Here is a 17,261-nt window from a genome sequence, read left to right on the forward strand (position 1 = left end):
TAACCAATCCATCAGCCTAAATCATACCATAATTGTACAGACAAATAAACAAGCTGTCAGGCACGTGAAGCCCTTACAAGACCTGCTTTCCGTAGTGCATGAAGTACGCTTTTCTCAAGTTCCTTATACTCCATAGACACAGCACCTTTTCTTACAATAAAAATGATGTCCACGTGCTCACGGATTTCGCTCTTGTGCAGCCTTACAATCTCCTTGATTAAGCGTCTCATCCGGTTGCGAACAACCGCATTGCCGATCTTCTTGCTTACGGAAATGCCGAGCCGGAACTGCTCAACATTATTTCTCACAGACCAATAGACCACCAGCTGGCGGTTAGCAAAAGACTTACCATAACGATACACCCGTCCAAAATCAGCCCGGTTTCTTAAACGCAGTTTCTTATGCACGACAAATCTCCTTGGAATGCACACCTAATTTATAGAAGAGATGTACCCATTAACTTTCTTGTATTATGAACCATCTCGTCCACCCTAAACCCTCATCAGATTAAGGAGAATCAGAAATGATCTAGCATCAAATTACGTCCTCTTACGAAAAAAAGACCACCGCAGTGGTCTTCACGCGTATCATTACGCACTAAGTACTTTTCTACCCTTCAGACGGCGAGCAGCCAACACCTTACGGCCGTTTTTTGTGCTCATTCTCTTACGGAAACCGTGAACCTTACTACGTTTGCTCACATTCGGTTTGAAAGTCGGTTTCATATATTGCACCCCCTCACAGGATTACTGTCTTCTTCTTACTTTAAAAACACCGCAGAAAAAGCCTTTTTACATTTAACCACGAAACCCTCATAAAGTCAACCAGAGACCCTTCCATTTCAGAACAAAAAACTAAGTTTTTCGGTGGATAACTCTGCAGCAATTTACTTATCCACAATAATTGAGCACTTCAGGCGGTTAAAACTATTTATTCACATGTGCATAATTATTTTAGTCGAGACTAAGCGTCTTATACATTACTGATTACACCAGGAAAAAAATAACTGTGGTATCGCTTACATTTTTGGTTTACAGATCATGAGGTCTGGGTTAGTATAAGTTGTATACAAGTATACCTAATGTCTTAAAGGAGATGATGAAAGGCGATCATCAGGTAGAATTCTGGAAGCCGATAACGAAACTATGCTAAGATCGGGTTACGCGTTTAATTACGTATACTCGAATTTTTGATAGGAGAGTTATGGATGATGCATTATCCTTCTTCGTGGCTCCAAGGAGCTTCACTGGGTGAATCGATCGCTTGTGAACTCAGATTGCAAATTATAAAAGGTACGGTAAAGGCCGGTGAAATCCTGTCCGAGAACCGCATTGCAGCGGATTTTGGTACGAGCCGATCCCCAGTTCGCGAAGCTATGAGAACGCTCTCGGGCGAAGGACTTATTCGGTTAGAACGAATGGGAGCTGTAGTTCTGGGACTCAGCCTCAAGAATGTAGAGGAACTGTACGATGTACGCTATCTTATAGAAAGCTTTGTACAGCAGCGGCTGCCGTTAAAGAAATTAACGGGCCTGATTCCTTCATTAAAGCAAACTATTGACAAAATGGAGCTGGCTGCCAAACATCGGGATGTAGTTGACTTTTCATTTCAGGATTTATCGTTCCACGAAGCCATGATTCTGGAAGCAGACCATACCCGGATTCTCCATCTTTGGAAGAGCATTCGTCATATCGTGATGACCGTAATGCTTGTCACTACTGAAGAGGTGTTCTCTGAAGGAGAGGATAAGGTTCAATTCGTGGTAAATAAGCACCGTATCCTTATTGAGGGACTAGAGTCCAAGAACCCTGAGCGCATTGAAGAGGTAGTTCGTGAATACTTCTCGGATTCTCACAGCACTCTTCATCATAGCTTCCCTCGTTAGCAGTCATGTGGAGTGAACAAAATATTTTATTTAGTATCAGTCCCTATTGTAGAAGCATCAGCTTCTCTCCGTTCAACTTGTCGACAAGTATACAGAATAAGAAATCTCGGAATAGCTAACCTTATAAATCAAATGAGTAATAATTGTAAGCGTTTTAAACTCATAATAAAAAGGAGCACTACTACATGAATAGCATCTTCGGGTTAAGTCATAATGTTACCTTGTTAATATGGACACTCATCGCCATTGTTTTTCTAATTGTCCTGATCTCAAAATATAAATGGAATCCCTTCGTTACTCTGCTGATTTCGGCATTAATGCTTGGTCTGCTTGCCGGTATGAAGCCTGAAGAGGTCATTAAATCTCTAACTGGCGGCCTTGGCGGAACACTGGGAACTATCGCGATTGTCATTGGGCTTGGTACCATGCTCGGCAAAATGATGGCCGAATCCGGCGGCGCTGAGCAAATTGCTACAACTTTAGTGAATAGATTCGGTGAGAAACGGGTTCACTGGGCTATGATGTTCGTCGGTTTTATTGTGGGTATTCCTGTCTTTTTCGAAGTCGGCGTTATTCTCTTAATTCCAATTGTATTTACGGTAGCTAAGAAGACCAAAATGTCCCTTCTTCAAATCGGGATTCCAATCTTAGCCGGTCTGTCTACGGTTCATGGCCTGGTACCCCCGCATCCGGCTCCTATGATTGCTATCGATGCTTATCAAGCGGATCTTGGCAAAACTATTCTGTACTCAATTCTAGTCGGCTTGCCTGTAGCCATTTTCGCTGGTCCTTTGTTCGGTAAATATATTGGTAAACGTATCAAGGTTGAACCGCCGGCAAAATTGGCTGAGCAGTTCTCCCTTAAGAGTGACCGGGGTCTTCCTGGCTTTGGTATTACGCTGTTCACTATTCTTCTTCCCGTAATCTTGATGTTGATTGGCTCTGTAGCCAATATTTTGGATCCAGAAGCAGCGTATGGTTTCACCCGCTTCTGTGAATTTATTGGCCATGAAATTATTGCGCTGCTCATTGCGGCAGTCTTCTCCTTCTTCTCATTGGGATTCGCAAGAAAATTCTCCAAAGAGGATATTAGCAAATTCACCAGTGAATGCTTGGCCCCAACGGCAACCATTATTTTAATTATTGGTGCAGGCGGCGCATTCAAGCAGGTATTGATCAACAGTGGTGTAGGTACTGCGATTGCCGAGATGGCAACCAGCGCGCATATTAACGTAATCCTGTTCGCATGGCTTGTAGCTGCACTAATCCGTGTGGCAACCGGATCTGCTACAGTGGCGATGACCACAGCTGCAGGCATTGTTGCTCCAGTCCTGGCTCTGAATCCGGGTGCTAACGTAGAACTGGTCGTTCTTGCGACGGGTGCGGGTTCGATTATTTTGTCACATGTGAATGATGCAGGCTTCTGGATGGTTAAGGAATTCTTCAATATGACCGTCCCTCAAACCCTCAAATCTTGGACAGTCATGGAGACACTCTTATCCGTAATGGGACTCGTTCTCATCCTTATCCTCAGCGCCTTCATGTAAGGCACAGGATTACAGAAAGAAGGTACACAAATGAATTTCATCAACTATATGATAGGTATCGATATGGGTACAACCAGCACGAAGGCTGTTTTATTTGAAGAGAACGGCAGGGTTATTACCTCGGCAACGAACGAATATCCCCTGCACACGCCAAGTTCCTCTGTAGCTGAACAGGATCCTGAGCAGATCTTTAATGCCGTACTGCAATCTGTGCAGCAAGTCATGGTTAAAAGCGGAGTAAGGCCGGAACAAATTATGTTTGGGGCTTTCAGCTCTGCGATGCACAGTATCATTGCTGTTGACGAGAATGGCACACCACTCACAGCTTGTATCACCTGGGCGGATAACCGCAGTGCCGCCTGGGCGGCCAAGCTCAAGCACGAAATGGGTGGACATGAAATTTATTTGCGAACAGGGACACCGGTTCATCCGATGTCCCCTCTCACCAAGCTGATCTGGCTGCGTGAAGATCATCCGGAAATTTTCAAACGTACTAGCAAATTTATTTCTATTAAAGAATACGTAACGGCTAAGCTGTTCCATGAATACGTAGTTGACCACTCCATCGCTTCTTCTACCGGGCTGCTGAACTTACAGCAGCTCGATTGGGATGAAGAAGCGCTGCGTACGGCAGGAATTACGAGAGGCCATCTTTCGCAGCTCGTGCCGACGACCTACAAGCTGGACAAGCTGGATCCAATATATGCAGGGGTGATGGGTTTGCTGCCATCAACCCCTTTTGTCATCGGAGCCAGTGACGGGGTGCTGTCCAATTTAGGGGTCAATGCTATAGAGCCAGGAGTTCTGGCTGCAACCATCGGCACAAGCGGAGCTATTCGGACGGTTGTAGACCGGCCTGTTACCGATCCCAAAGGGAGAACGTTCTGCTATGCTTTAACGGACAAGCAGTGGGTCATTGGCGGCCCGGTCAATAACGGCGGGATGATCTTCCGCTGGGTTCGTGACGAATTCGCGGCCTCCGAGGTGGAGACGGCCAAGAGACTCGGAATCAACCCTTATGATGTTCTGACCAAAATCGCCGAAAGAGTGCGGCCCGGCTCTGATGGCTTGCTCTTCCATCCTTATTTGACCGGGGAAAGAGCCCCGCTCTGGAACCCGGATGCCCGTGGTTCCTTCTTCGGGCTGACTCTTCATCATAAGAAGGAGCACATGGTTCGTGCAGTTCTGGAAGGTGTCATCTTCAACCTGTATACCGTCCTGCTGGCCATGAAGGAGCAAATGGAGCCTTCCGTCATCCAGGCTACAGGCGGTTTCGCCAGGTCGCCGATTTGGCGCCAAATGATGGCGGATATCTTTGATCAGGAAGTGATTGTTCCAGAGAGCTTTGAGAGCTCCTGTCTAGGTGCTGTAGTGCTTGGACTCTATGCGCTGGGTAAAGTGGACTCCCTTTCCATAGTCTCAACTATGGTGGGGCCGACGCATCGTCATACGCCGATCCAGGAGAACGTGGAGATGTATCAGGAGCTGCTCCCGATCTATATCCGTATTTCTCGCAATTTGGAGGAAGAGTACGCAGCGATATCCAAAATTCAACGAAAAATTTTGGATCATTGATGCCCTCTCCTACTGTGTATAACTGAAAATCGAACGATTTTCAGAAAATTTTAGCTCAAAAATCGAGCTTCTATATAGAAATATAAAACCGGCTGAACCCGATCGATTGGGGACAGCCGGTTATTTTTTTATAACAACCTGTGCATAATTTTTTTTGATTTTCTACGAGCTCTGTCGAAATTTAAACAATTTATAAACAATATGTAGTGGTGTGAATTATATTTATACACAAGTTATTGAATTTGTGGATAAATTCCTGCTTTACGTTGAAATATAACACTTCTTTTGCTATGATTGAATTGTTTTCTGTGTGAATATCTTAGTTTTTCGTATATGTTTATCAACAGCCTGTGGATAAAATTGTGAACAATTTGAAATTATACTTTGTGTATATCCTTCCGTTTCACTGATTAATGGGGATAATTCCCCCATATTTCAGTTTTTTTCGACATTCCACGCATGGCTTTAACCACAATTGGAAGATTCTAAAGGAGTGACAGTCTGTGGACAGCCATACTTCTGAAATATGGCAACAAATTTTATCCATCATCCAAACCAAGCTGAGCAAGCCGAGTTATGACACTTGGTTTAAAGCAACCAAAGCGGTCTCCCTTACAGATCAGACTATCGTCATTTCCGCTCCAACTACTTTTGCAGTGGAATGGCTGGAGAGCCGCTACACCAAGCTGGTAGCAACTACCGTCATGGAAATCATGGGCAAGCAGGTTGATGTCTCCTTTGTCATTGAGGAATCAAGACCCACTGAGCCCAGCCTTCCCCAGACTCAGACGCCACCTCCCGTTCCAAGTGAAGATACGATCTCCCATATGCTTAATCCGAAATATACGTTCGACACGTTTGTTATTGGTTCAGGCAACCGTTTTGCACATGCAGCTTCGCTTGCTGTGGCCGAAGCCCCAGCCCGTGCGTACAACCCTCTTTTTTTGTATGGAGGAGTAGGACTTGGCAAGACGCACCTTATGCATGCAATCGGGCACTATATTCTGGAGCACAGCCCAAGCAGCAAAGTCGTTTATATTTCTTCCGAGAAATTTACGAATGAGTTCATTAACTCCATCCGGGACAACCGCGCGGAGAGCTTCCGTAACAAGTACCGGAATATCGATATTCTGCTGATCGACGATATTCAGTTCCTAGCCGGCAAAGAGTCTACCCAGGAGGAGTTCTTCCATACCTTCAACGCGCTGCATGAAGAGCGTAAGCAGATTATTATCTCAAGTGACCGCCCGCCAAAAGAAATTCCGACACTCGAGGAGCGGCTCAGATCCCGGTTTGAATGGGGACTCATTACCGATATTCAGCCACCGGATCTGGAGACCCGGATTGCGATCCTTCGGAAGAAGGCGAAGGCGGAGAATCTGGACATCCCCAACGAAGCTATGATGTATATCGCGAATCAGATCGATACGAACATTCGTGAACTTGAGGGTGCTTTAATCCGTGTAGTCGCCTATTCGTCGCTAATTAATCAGGATGTTACAACGCATTTGGCTGCAGAAGCGCTCAAGGATATCATTCCTTCAAGCAGACCTAAGATGATCACCATCCAGGATATCCAGCAGAAGGTCGGGGATTATTACAATTTGAGGATGGAAGATTTCAAAGCCCGCAAACGGACAAAAGCTATTGCTTTTCCGAGGCAGATTGCGATGTATTTATCCCGGGAGTTAACCGATTATTCTCTTCCCAAGATTGGAGATGCATTCGGAGGGCGTGACCATACAACGGTTATCCATGCTCATGAGAAGATCACCCAGCATTTGAAGGTCGATCAGGAGCTGTACAAAGTCATTAATACCTTAACGGAGAAAATTAAAAATTCCTCCTAAACATATGGAACTTAGCTGGTCCCAACAGCATAAAAATTCAGCAAAAAACCACAAAAGCCTATGCACAATTTATACACATGTGAATAGGCTTCGTTTTATGTCTTTAGCCTGGTTATCCACATATTCAGGCCCCCTACTACTTCTATAATTAATTAAAAGATATACTTCTTCATAACAAGTGCGGATACAATATCCCCAGACCATTTAAAAACGGCAACCCCAAAAATCAGCTTACAAAAGCTTATGCCATAGATTTCAAACTTATGCCTGATAAAACGTTTAGGAGTTGAAAACATGAAAATTCGCATCTTAAAAAATGATCTTAATGAATCCATCCAGCATGTATCCAAAGCTATTTCCAGCCGGACAACCATCCCCATCCTTACCGGTATTAAGCTGGAAGTGAATTTTCAAGGGGTCATTCTGACCGCAAGTGATACGGATATTTCCATTCAGGCATTCATTCCCGCTGAAGACGACAAGAAAACCATTGTTCAGGTGGAGCGTCCGGGTAGTGTTGTGCTCCCAGCCAAGTTTTTTGTGGAAATTATTAAGAAGCTGCCATCCCAAGAGATCGAGATGGAGGTTAAGGACGGATTTCAGACCTTTATCCGCTCAGGTTCCACAGACATTCAGCTGGTAGGTTTGGATCCGGAGGAATTCCCGGTTCTGCCAAGCATTGAAGAGGATCAGGTGATTTCGATCCCCGGCGATCTTCTTCGGAATATGATCAAGCAGACCGTATTCTCCATTTCCACTCAAGAGACAACGCCTATTCTTACCGGGGTGCTCTGGAATTTGAGTGATAGTCTGTTCAAATTCGTTGCGACAGACCGTCACCGCCTGGCCAGCCGGACTGCACCGCTAGAAGATGCTGATAACGTAAAATTCAGCAATATCGTTATTTCCGGTAAGACACTGAACGAGCTCAGCAAAATCATTCCAGATCAGAATACGCGCGTGGACATCGTCGTTGCCGATAATCAGGTATTGTTCAAAATTGACCGTGTCCTGTTCTATTCACGTATATTAGACGGTACCTATCCCGATACTTCTAAGATTATTCCGACCAACTACAAGACAGAACTTGTACTTGATACCAAGAAGCTGAGCGAATCTATTGACCGGGCATACCTTCTCTCTCGTGAGGAGAAGACCAATATTGTTCGGCTTCAGACACTGGAAGATGGTACAATAGAGATTTCCTCCAGCTCATCGGAGCTGGGTAAAGTAACAGAGCAGCTGGAGGTTGCTGAATTTAATGGGGATCCGCTGCGTATCTCTTTTAACTCCAAATATATGCTTGATGTTCTCAAGGTCGTGGAGAGTGAGCAGCTCCATATTGGCTTTACCGGTCCAATGAGCCCAATTATTGTGAAGCCGGTTGATGAAAGTCGCAGCTTATATTTGATTCTTCCTTACCGCACCACCAACTAAAAAAAGTTATGCACCTGTTGATAACTGCAGGAGAAAGGAATTTTGGCATGAAGGAGATACTTATCCACAGTGAGTTTATTAAGCTGGATCAATTTCTGAAGCTGGCAGACTGCGTGCCGACAGGCGGAATGGCTAAAGCCCTGCTGCAGGACGGTGCGGTGAAGGTGAACCAGGAACTGGAGGAACGCCGGGGACGCAAGCTGTATCCAGGCGACCTCGTCGAGGTGGAAGGCTGCGGGACTTTTCAGGTTGCTGCTAAGTAACAATCCCTGATAATCGGAGCTACTGCCCTATGCACAGGCAGCGTAAGATGAGGGGGAAACCGTTCAATGTTCGTCAAAAATTTAAGCTTACAGCATTTCCGCAACTATGATGAGCTGACGCTTGATTCGTTTGGAAGTGTCAATCTCATGATTGGCCGCAATGCCCAAGGCAAGACGAATCTGCTGGAAGCCATATTCGTACTGGCATTAACCAAGTCACACCGGACTTCAAAGGATAAAGAGCTGATCGGGTTCCAGCAGAATGCTGCCCAGCTTGCTGCTGAGGTGGACAAGAAGTATGGAGCTGTTAACTTGGAGCTCAGGCTTTCTTCTCAGGGCAAGAAGGCAAAGATTAATGGCCTTGAGCAGCGTAAGCTGAGTGATTTTATCGGGGCACTTAATGTGGTGATGTTCGCACCTGAGGATCTTGAAATCGTAAAAGGAACACCAGGCATCAGACGAAGGTTCCTAGACATGGAGATCGGCCAAGTCACACCCAGCTACTTATATCATCTGCAGCAGTATCAGAAGGTGCTGATTCAGCGCAATAATATGCTCAAGCAGTCCTGGGGAGGCGGCAGCGATATGACCACCATGCTTGAAATATGGAACGAGCAGCTCGCCGAGCATGGTGTTAAAATCATAAAGAAACGGAAACAATTCATAAGAAAACTGCAAAAGTGGGCCTCGGATATTCACCAGGGAATCACCAATGGGACCGAGAGGCTGGAGTTGATCTATCTGCCGTCTTTCGGTGAGGCTGAGGAAGAAGATGAAGCTGTCTTATTGCGGCAGTTTATGATAAAGTTATCACAAATGAAGGATCAGGAGATACGGAGGGGCATGACTCTTGCGGGACCGCACCGGGATGATCTAGCCTTCTATATCAACGGCAAAGAAGCACAAGTGTATGGATCCCAGGGCCAGCAGAGAACAACGGCACTTTCTCTCAAGCTAGCTGAGATTGAGCTGATTCATGAGGAGATCGGTGAGTATCCGGTTCTTCTGCTCGACGATGTTCTCTCTGAGCTTGATCCTTATCGTCAGACTCAATTGATCGAGACTTTTCAAAGCAAAGTACAGACGTTCATTACCGCAACCGGTATAGAGACTATTAATGCCGGCAAGCTGAAGGACGCCAGTATTTATCATGTCCAAGAGGGACAAGTAAACAGCTAGAATGGAGGGACGGTATGTACATTCATTTAGGCGGTGAGAAGATTGTTTCATCTGCCGAGCTTGTCGCTATTTTTGATATTTCTATCGAGAAGTCTTCGAAGATATCCAAGCAGTTCGTGACCTATGCCCAGAAGAACAAGCAGGTGGTTCACATCAGCGAGGAAGAACCGAAGTCCATCGTGGTGACCAAGCAAACCGTGTACTACTCCCCCATTTCCTCAGCAACGCTTAAGAAGCGTGCGCATCAATTTTTTGCAAATGCGTGAGGTAAGAACTGAATCTCAATAAAAGAAGCAGGTGAAGGCATGTCGATGAATGAACAATCCTATGATGAAAATCAGATACAGGTGCTTGAGGGTCTTGAGGCCGTACGGAAACGTCCAGGTATGTATATAGGTTCAACCAGCTCTAGAGGTCTTCATCATCTGGTATGGGAGATCGTAGACAATAGTATCGATGAAGCACTTGGAGGCTATGCTGACCATATTGACGTTATCGTGCACCAGGATAATAGTGTGACGGTTATTGATAACGGGCGAGGCATCCCTGTCGGTGAGCATCCCAAGCTGAAACGCTCCACCCTGGAAGTTGTCATGACTGTCCTGCATGCCGGAGGTAAATTTGGCGGTGGAGGATACAAAGTATCCGGCGGTCTGCACGGTGTAGGTGTATCCGTAGTGAACGCTCTTTCCGAGAAGGTTGTCGTCGAGGTTAAGCGTGACGGGCACATTTATCAGCAGGAATACCATCGGGGAGCCCCTCAATATGATATCCGTATTATAGGGGATTCCGAGGAGACGGGGACGAAGACTACGTTCACGCCAGATCCGGAGATTTTTACCGAAACTACAGTGTTTGAATATGATATTCTCCTTACTCGTATTCGTGAATTGGCATTCCTGAACAAAGGCATCTCCATCTCCCTGCATGACGAACGTACGGGGCAATCCAATGCGTTCAAATACGAGGGCGGTATCGGAGAGTATGTCCAGTTTCTGAATCAGAATCGCGAAGCTCTTCATGAAACGCCGATCTATGTCGAAGGCGCAAGAGATATGATTCAGGTTGAAGTAGCGCTGCAGTACAATGACAGCTATACGGAGAATATTTATTCTTTTGCTAATAATATTAATACCCATGAGGGCGGGACTCATGAATCGGGCTTTAAGAGTGCACTCACCCGGATTATTAACGATTATGCACGCAAATATAACCTAATCAAGGACAATGACTCCAACCTCACAGGTGATGATGTACGGGAAGGCCTAACCGCTATTATCTCTGTCAAAATCCCTGAGCCGCAGTTTGAAGGTCAGACCAAGACCAAGCTCGGTAACAGTGAAGTCCGCGGGATTGTCGAGTCCTTATTTGCGGAGAAGCTGCAAGAGTTTATGGAGGAGAATCCTTCCGTAGCCAAGCGCATTCTGGAAAAGGCTCTCCAAGCTTCCCGCGCACGCGAAGCGGCTCGTAAAGCACGTGAACTGACACGGCGCAAGAGTGCACTTGAAGTCAGCTCACTTCCGGGTAAGCTTGCTGACTGTTCATCCAAGGATGCCGCAATCAGTGAGCTCTACATTGTTGAGGGAGACTCTGCCGGAGGCTCAGCCAAGCAGGGACGGGACCGTCACTTCCAGGCCATTCTCCCGCTGCGGGGTAAGATCCTGAATGTGGAGAAGGCCCGCCTTGACCGGATCCTTGGAAATGCCGAGATTCGGGCGATTATAACAGCTCTCGGCACGGGGATCGGCGATGACTTTGATATTGCCAAGGCCCGCTATCACAAAGTTATTATTATGACGGATGCAGACGTGGATGGAGCTCATATTCGGACCTTGATGCTTACTTTCTTTTACCGTTACATGCGCAAAATTATCGATGCCGGTTATGTCTACATTGCTCAGCCGCCGCTTTTCAAGATTGAACGGAACAAAGTGGTGCGCTACGCAGGTTCCGAGAGAGAACGCGACGAGATTATTGCCGAATTCGGCGAGAATGCCAAATTCAACATCCAGCGTTATAAGGGTCTGGGTGAGATGAATGCTACCCAGCTCTGGGAGACAACGATGGATCCGGAGAGCCGGACCATGCAGCAGGTATCGATTGCTGATGCGATTCAGGCTGATGCCATTTTTGATACGCTGATGGGCGATAATGTTGAACCGCGCCGTGATTTCATTCAGGAACATGCCAAGTATGTGACCAATCTAGACTTTTAATTCATACAGAGCTGCAGCCCAGGCTGCGGCTTTATTTTTTGTGCCGAGAGCGGCTTAGGATGTAACCTTGCTTTTCTTAAGTCTCCCGTAATGGACCGCGTACCTCCTGATCCGTCTATAAATCCTTTTATCCTTGAGCTCTTTAAAGGGGAACAGTGCTGGCAGGGTATTCACCTCTAGAATCCACGCTTTAAATTCAGCATCGACGGCTATATCAAGGCCAAGCTCTTTGAGTCTGGGATAAGCATGCTGAAGTTGATAGCCTACCTGTGTGCCTATTTGCCGAAGCTCCGAGAGTAATAATTCAAGCTGTCTCTCGTCCATATGAGGGCTTAGGAGCTGTTCAACCGGGTAGGAGGTACCTCCGCCATGATGGTTGGTTATAATCTTCTGGAGGGCGCCCAGACGCGCGATATAACCGGTGGTCTCCCACTCCCTTTTTAAATTTTTCTGAACCAGTACCCGGATGTCGAACTTCCGCCGATGGTATGTCAGCAGATGAATACCTTGCTGGATCAGATAATCGCGCTTTTTGATTTTATCCATGAGGGCAGAATGCAGCTCTTCAAAGGTATTGTAAATCTGACTTTGGATTCCAAATCGTAATTTATACTGGGGAGCAGGGCTCTCCTTTACCAGGTTTGCTTCATTTTCAATTTCTCCGTTCTTTTCCGGAGCAGCCAGGTAGTACTCCGCGCTCATGACCCCATTTCCGTAAGTTCCTCTGTCAGGCTTAATATATATAAGCCCGTATTGATGAATCATAGCTCTCAGGTCCTCTACCGAGAACTTTCGGGTTTCAGGAATATAAGGCTGCAGGTTGGGTAGCTGCAGGATAATCTGTGTCTTCTTCCATTTGCTCGCTATTCGTTGAATACTCAAGGTCAGCTTCCTTCCTTTCATTTCTAGGAGAATGGTCATCCACTGGAGATGAAAAACATAGGACAGAAGAGAAAAACAATGATATAATTATAGGATATGGGGATTTTTCAGGTTTTTTAAAGGAATGAGGAAATGCCTATATCCTAGTGTATGTGAAAGGTGAACAATGGGAGTGGACACATCCCCATTTTTCATCAAACGTGAGGGAGAAGAGGGCCGCCTGGCTATCAACGTTTAATTGTGCTTGATTTGTGAAAGTAATATAATAAATGTTGGAGTTTTCCTCCGTTTCAAGCTCTTGTGAGCTTTTTCTATACATAGGGAGAATGAATATATTTCAGTTTATGGTTTGTAATTTTTTTGTTAATTGGAGTGATAAGTCAACCTTTGTCCACTCCATACCATACAGCGATTATTAGGCATGGGTAAGATATTTAAGGAGGTCCAGCATGGCGGAAGAGAATAGCTCGCAAATTATAGATCGGGATATTGGCGTAGAGATGCGCGAATCCTTTATGGATTACGCAATGAGCATCATTGTTAGCCGTGCCCTGCCGGATGTGCGGGATGGGCTTAAGCCGGTTCACCGACGCATTCTATACGCAATGAGTGATCTTGGCATGTCGCCGGACAAGCCATATAAGAAGTCAGCCAGAATCGTAGGCGAAGTTATAGGTAAGTACCACCCACATGGTGATAGTGCGGTTTATGAATCCATGGTGCGTATGGCCCAAGACTTTGCAATGCGTAATATGCTTGTCGATGGTCATGGTAACTTTGGTTCGATTGACGGTGATATGGCAGCTGCTATGCGTTATACCGAGGCACGTCTCTCCAAGATCGCTATGGAGATGCTGCGTGATATCAACAAAGAAACCATTGACTTTATGCCCAATTATGATGGGGAAGAGAGTGAGCCTGTTGTACTTCCAGCTCGGTTTCCTAACCTATTGGTTAACGGGGTTACTGGGATTGCCGTGGGCATGGCTACGAATATACCGCCGCATAACCTTGGAGAGGTTATTGACGGTGTGCAGGCCCTTATTAAGAATCCGGAGATTACATCGCTTGAATTAATGGATTACATCAGTGGGCCGGATTTCCCGACGGCCGGATTCATTCTCGGACGTTCAGGAATACGTCAAGCTTACACAACAGGCCGTGGCTCCGTAACGATGCGGGCTAACGCAACAATAGAAGAGAACAACAACAAGGCAAGAATTATTGTGCACGAGATCCCTTACCAGGTTAACAAGGCGCGTCTGGTGGAGAAAATTGCTGAACTCGTTCGTGAGAAGCGGATTGAGGGAATAACCGACCTGAGAGATGAGTCTGACCGTAATGGAATGCGTATTGTGATTGAGCTGCGCAGGGATGTCAATCCGAATGTAGTGCTCAATAACCTGTACAAGCATACGTCGATGCAGTCCACTTTTGGAATTAACATGCTTGCCATTGTCAACAAAGAACCAAGGATTCTGACGCTGCGTGAAGTACTCCATTACTATCTGCAGCACCAGATTGAAGTTATACGCCGCCGGACCGAATTCGACTTGAAGAAGGCGGAGGCTCGTGCCCATATTCTCGAGGGTCTGCGGATTGCTCTTGACCATCTGGATGAAGTCATCAAGCTGATCCGAAGCTCCCAGACCGGGGAGATTGCCCGTGAAGGCTTGATTGAACGCTTTGGACTTAGCTTTGAACAGGCACAAGCGATTCTGGATATGCGTCTACAGCGCCTGACAGGACTAGAACGTGAGAAGATCGAGAATGAATACAATGAACTTCTTCAGAAGATTGCAGAATATCGTGAGATTCTTGCGAATGAGTCCCTTGTTCTAGAGATTATTGACGGGGAGCTTCAAGAGATTAAAGACAAATATGCAGATGAGCGCCGCACGGTAATTACCGTGGGAGAAGAGAGTATTCTGGATGAGGATCTAATTCCAAGAGAAGATGTGGTCATTACGATTACTCATACAGGTTACATCAAGCGTCTGCCAGTATCGACATACCGCAGTCAGAAGCGGGGCGGCCGCGGGGTCATTGGTATGGATACCAAGGACAGCGACTTTGTTGAACACTTGTTTGTCACGAATTCACACCATTACCTCATGTTCTTTACAGACAAAGGTAAGGCATATCGAATTAAGGCCTATGAGATTCCAGAGCTGGGACGAACAGCTCGCGGGACACCTATCATCAACCTGATTCAAATCGAACAGGGTGAGACAGTGAATGCGGTTATCCCAGTCGAGAAATTTGAAGAGGACAAACACTTGTTCTTTGCTACTAGACAAGGGATTGTTAAGAAAACACCTCTGGATGATTATGTGAATATCCGTAAAGGTGGGCTTATAGCTATCAACCTTCGGGATGACGATGATCTGATTGAAGTGAAGCTGACACATTCCGGGCAGGAGTTAATCATGGGTACAGCTCAGGGAATGTCAATTCGCTTCTCCGAAGGTGATGTTCGTTCCATGGGAAGAAGTGCAACCGGGGTTAAAGGGATTACTTTGGATGAGAATGATCAGCTAATCGGCATGGATATTGTAGATCCTGAGCAGGATGTCCTTATTGTTACTACCAAAGGCTATGGTAAACGTACTCCAGTCGGAGAATACCGGATACAAAGCCGTGGCGGTAAAGGGATTAAGACAATCAATGTAACCGAGAAGAATGGCTCGGTGGTAGGTTTGAAGGTCGTCAAGGATGAGGAAGATCTGATGATCATTACGAGCAGCGGCACGTTGATCCGTACAAGTATGGCTGGAATTTCAACCATGGGACGCAATACGCAGGGCGTAAGGCTGATCAACATCCGGGATGAGGATTCTGTAGCTACGGTATGCCGTACGGATAAGACGGAAGAGGCTGAGGAGCTTCTGGACGAGGAAGTATCCTTACCGGGACCGGAAGATTTATTGGATCTTACAGAGAGTGAAGAGATAGTTATTCCGGAAATAGATGACACTGAGGAATAAGCTTAATAATTAATTAAGAAGGGCTCCCAACATGGGGGCCTCTTTTTTTGATTGTAGGCGAAGCGGGTAGCGTAATATAATGGATATGACGGAAAAATATTATGAATATATCTATTCACTCTTTTCGAATAAGTCTAAATTTGCGAGGTATGATACCATCATGGCTAGTATCCCTGTAGTAGATCTCAAACCTGGTGTGAAGATTGCATCAGCTGTACATACTCCGCTGGGCGGGGTTCTTTTTAATAAAGGAAAAATTCTCCTCCCCCGGGACTTGGATATTCTCCAAGCTTTTCTCATTCAACAGGTTGAGGTAGAAGGCAGTGAATCGAAGTCTGTTGCAGGCAAGGACGCTGGGAAGAACGGACAGGCCCAGGCGCAGAGCACAGCGGTAGAAGCATTGGAAAAGTCTCCACAGGATCAGCTGCATACCGAGTATGACAGAATGCTCAACTTGATTAAGAGTTCCTTTCAATCCATTCTGGCGTCGGAGCTTCCTGTACTTGACCTACGAAATCAGTTAGAGGCATTAATTGCACAGCTTAGACACTATAATGTGCTGACTTTCTCACCCCGTGGAATGAATGAATATGATTATATGTACCACAATGGCATATTATCAGCGCTTACCTCTTATTTGATTGCCCAGTGGTATGGTCTGCCTCAGAAGGATTGGATGCAGGTAGCCTTTGCGGGACTTCTTCATGACATAGGCAATGCAAAGATCGACCCAAAGGTTCTTTATAGCCCACTGCCTTTATCTTCTGAAGAGGTTGAGGAAATGCGCATGCATACGACTTACGGCTATCAGATGTTAAGGAATTCTGCTGCATTGAATGAAGGGGTAAGGTTGGCTGCTCTTCAGCACCACGAGAAAGTAGATGGATCTGGATACCCTCTACGCTTAACAGGTGACAAAATGCATGTATATTCCCGTATCGTAGCTGTAGCAGATATCTTCCACGCTATGACACTCAAGAAACGCTATCGTAAGGCGCAGTCTCCTTATATGGTTCTGGAACAGCTTCAATCTGAATCTTTTGGAAAGCTGGATCCGGCAATTGTTCAGACTTTTATAAATAAAGTAACTCAGTTTCATAATGGGACCCGTGTTCGTCTAAGCGATGATCGAATCGGAGAGATCATTTTCTCTGATCGTAATCACCCTACTAGACCCCTTGTCTCTGTTAATGGACAAATTATCAATTTGATCCAAGAAAGACAGCTTTATATTGAAAATATTGTGTAGACCTTGACTTAGCTAGCCAGCATGGGTTATATTATATTTCGCCCCTTTTAAAGGCGTAATGATTTTTAAAGAGATTGAAACTTAATCCTCTGAAAAAAAACTTGCTTTTGCTTGGCGGCTATGTTATATTATAAGAGTTGCTGGCGAGACGTTAAGAATAATGTCGAACGGTAACGAATGAGAAATTGATC

14 protein-coding genes are annotated in these 17,261 nt (G+C 45.7%); 11 read left to right on the top strand and 3 right to left on the bottom strand.

Translation table 11 applies throughout. The annotated features are described in order from the left end of the window. Positions 1-56: 56 nt before the first annotated feature. On the bottom strand, positions 57-407 hold the full coding sequence (rnpA, locus tag EJP77_RS08990) for a ribonuclease P protein component (RefSeq protein WP_127198870.1): 351 nt from the start codon (positions 405-407) through the stop codon (positions 57-59). Between the two features lie 183 nt (positions 408-590). Continuing rightward, positions 591-725: a 50S ribosomal protein L34 gene (gene rpmH, locus EJP77_RS08995; RefSeq protein ID WP_068621644.1), complete on the bottom strand. Its 135-nt coding sequence runs from the start codon at positions 723-725 to the stop codon at positions 591-593. A gap of 485 nt (positions 726-1,210) precedes the next feature. Between rpmH and EJP77_RS09000 the strand changes: the two genes are divergently transcribed. From EJP77_RS09000 to gyrB, 9 genes are all read left to right on the top strand, one after another. Next, entirely contained in the window at positions 1,211-1,885 is a 675-nt protein-coding gene (locus EJP77_RS09000; protein WP_127198921.1) for a GntR family transcriptional regulator, read from the top strand. A gap of 185 nt (positions 1,886-2,070) precedes the next feature. Continuing rightward, positions 2,071-3,432 carry a GntP family permease gene (locus EJP77_RS09005; RefSeq protein WP_127198871.1) on the top strand — a complete coding sequence of 454 codons (1,362 nt, stop codon included), beginning with the start codon at positions 2,071-2,073 and terminating at the stop codon, positions 3,430-3,432. Between the two features lie 30 nt (positions 3,433-3,462). After that, the gene (gntK, locus tag EJP77_RS09010) at positions 3,463-5,007 is read left to right on the top strand and encodes a gluconokinase (protein WP_127198872.1); all 1,545 of its coding nucleotides are present in this window, start codon (positions 3,463-3,465) and stop codon (positions 5,005-5,007) included. Positions 5,008-5,510: 503 nt separating this feature from the next. After that, positions 5,511-6,857: a chromosomal replication initiator protein DnaA gene (gene dnaA / locus EJP77_RS09015; protein WP_127198873.1), complete on the top strand. Its 1,347-nt coding sequence runs from the start codon at positions 5,511-5,513 to the stop codon at positions 6,855-6,857. A 294-nt stretch (positions 6,858-7,151) separates the two neighbouring features. Continuing rightward, positions 7,152-8,294: a DNA polymerase III subunit beta gene (gene dnaN, locus EJP77_RS09020; RefSeq protein WP_127198874.1), complete on the top strand. Its 1,143-nt coding sequence runs from the start codon at positions 7,152-7,154 to the stop codon at positions 8,292-8,294. A 47-nt stretch (positions 8,295-8,341) separates the two neighbouring features. Then, positions 8,342-8,557: a S4 domain-containing protein YaaA gene (gene yaaA, locus EJP77_RS09025; protein WP_127198875.1), complete on the top strand. Its 216-nt coding sequence runs from the start codon at positions 8,342-8,344 to the stop codon at positions 8,555-8,557. A 66-nt stretch (positions 8,558-8,623) separates the two neighbouring features. Then, positions 8,624-9,736, top strand: coding sequence for a DNA replication/repair protein RecF (gene recF, locus EJP77_RS09030; RefSeq protein WP_127198876.1), 1,113 nt, complete (start codon positions 8,624-8,626; stop codon positions 9,734-9,736). Between the two features lie 14 nt (positions 9,737-9,750). Then, complete coding sequence (gene remB / locus EJP77_RS09035; protein WP_127198877.1) at positions 9,751-10,002, top strand: extracellular matrix regulator RemB; 252 nt, start codon at positions 9,751-9,753, stop codon at positions 10,000-10,002. A 39-nt stretch (positions 10,003-10,041) separates the two neighbouring features. Further along, positions 10,042-11,952: a DNA topoisomerase (ATP-hydrolyzing) subunit B gene (gene gyrB / locus EJP77_RS09040; RefSeq protein WP_127198878.1), complete on the top strand. Its 1,911-nt coding sequence runs from the start codon at positions 10,042-10,044 to the stop codon at positions 11,950-11,952. Positions 11,953-12,006: 54 nt separating this feature from the next. Here the strand turns inward: gyrB and EJP77_RS09045 are convergent, their stop codons facing one another. Further along, a complete protein-coding gene (locus EJP77_RS09045) occupies positions 12,007-12,834 on the bottom strand; it encodes a YheC/YheD family protein (RefSeq protein WP_246021797.1) in 828 nt (275 codons plus the stop codon). 449 nt (positions 12,835-13,283) lie between these two features. Between EJP77_RS09045 and gyrA the strand changes: the two genes are divergently transcribed. Together gyrA and EJP77_RS09055 are read left to right on the top strand one after the other, a co-directional pair. Continuing rightward, complete coding sequence (gene gyrA / locus EJP77_RS09050) at positions 13,284-15,821, top strand: DNA gyrase subunit A (protein ID WP_127198880.1); 2,538 nt, start codon at positions 13,284-13,286, stop codon at positions 15,819-15,821. A gap of 160 nt (positions 15,822-15,981) precedes the next feature. Beyond that, a complete protein-coding gene (locus tag EJP77_RS09055; protein WP_127198881.1) occupies positions 15,982-17,070 on the top strand; it encodes an HD-GYP domain-containing protein in 1,089 nt (362 codons plus the stop codon). Positions 17,071-17,261: the final 191 nt, after the last annotated feature.

This window comes from Paenibacillus zeisoli (assembly GCF_003994465.1).
GTDB lineage: Bacteria > Bacillota > Bacilli > Paenibacillales > Paenibacillaceae > Fontibacillus > Fontibacillus zeisoli.

Bases quoted from the DNA above. Each gene is read 5' to 3' on its own strand.
- yaaA (WP_127198875.1), top strand. From the start codon at position 8,342: ATGAAGGAGATACTTATCCACAGTGAGTTTATTAAGCTGGATCAATTT.
- EJP77_RS09055 (WP_127198881.1), top strand. From the start codon at position 15,982: ATGGCTAGTATCCCTGTAGTAGATCTCAAACCTGGTGTGAAGATTGCA.
- rpmH (WP_068621644.1), bottom strand. From the start codon at position 725: ATGAAACCGACTTTCAAACCGAATGTGAGCAAACGTAGTAAGGTTCAC.
- gyrB (WP_127198878.1), top strand. From the start codon at position 10,042: ATGTCGATGAATGAACAATCCTATGATGAAAATCAGATACAGGTGCTT.
- remB (WP_127198877.1), top strand. From the start codon at position 9,751: ATGTACATTCATTTAGGCGGTGAGAAGATTGTTTCATCTGCCGAGCTT.
- recF (WP_127198876.1), top strand. From the start codon at position 8,624: ATGTTCGTCAAAAATTTAAGCTTACAGCATTTCCGCAACTATGATGAG.
- gntK (WP_127198872.1), top strand. From the start codon at position 3,463: ATGAATTTCATCAACTATATGATAGGTATCGATATGGGTACAACCAGC.
- dnaN (WP_127198874.1), top strand. From the start codon at position 7,152: ATGAAAATTCGCATCTTAAAAAATGATCTTAATGAATCCATCCAGCAT.
- EJP77_RS09005 (WP_127198871.1), top strand. From the start codon at position 2,071: ATGAATAGCATCTTCGGGTTAAGTCATAATGTTACCTTGTTAATATGG.
- EJP77_RS09000 (WP_127198921.1), top strand. From the start codon at position 1,211: ATGCATTATCCTTCTTCGTGGCTCCAAGGAGCTTCACTGGGTGAATCG.
- gyrA (WP_127198880.1), top strand. From the start codon at position 13,284: ATGGCGGAAGAGAATAGCTCGCAAATTATAGATCGGGATATTGGCGTA.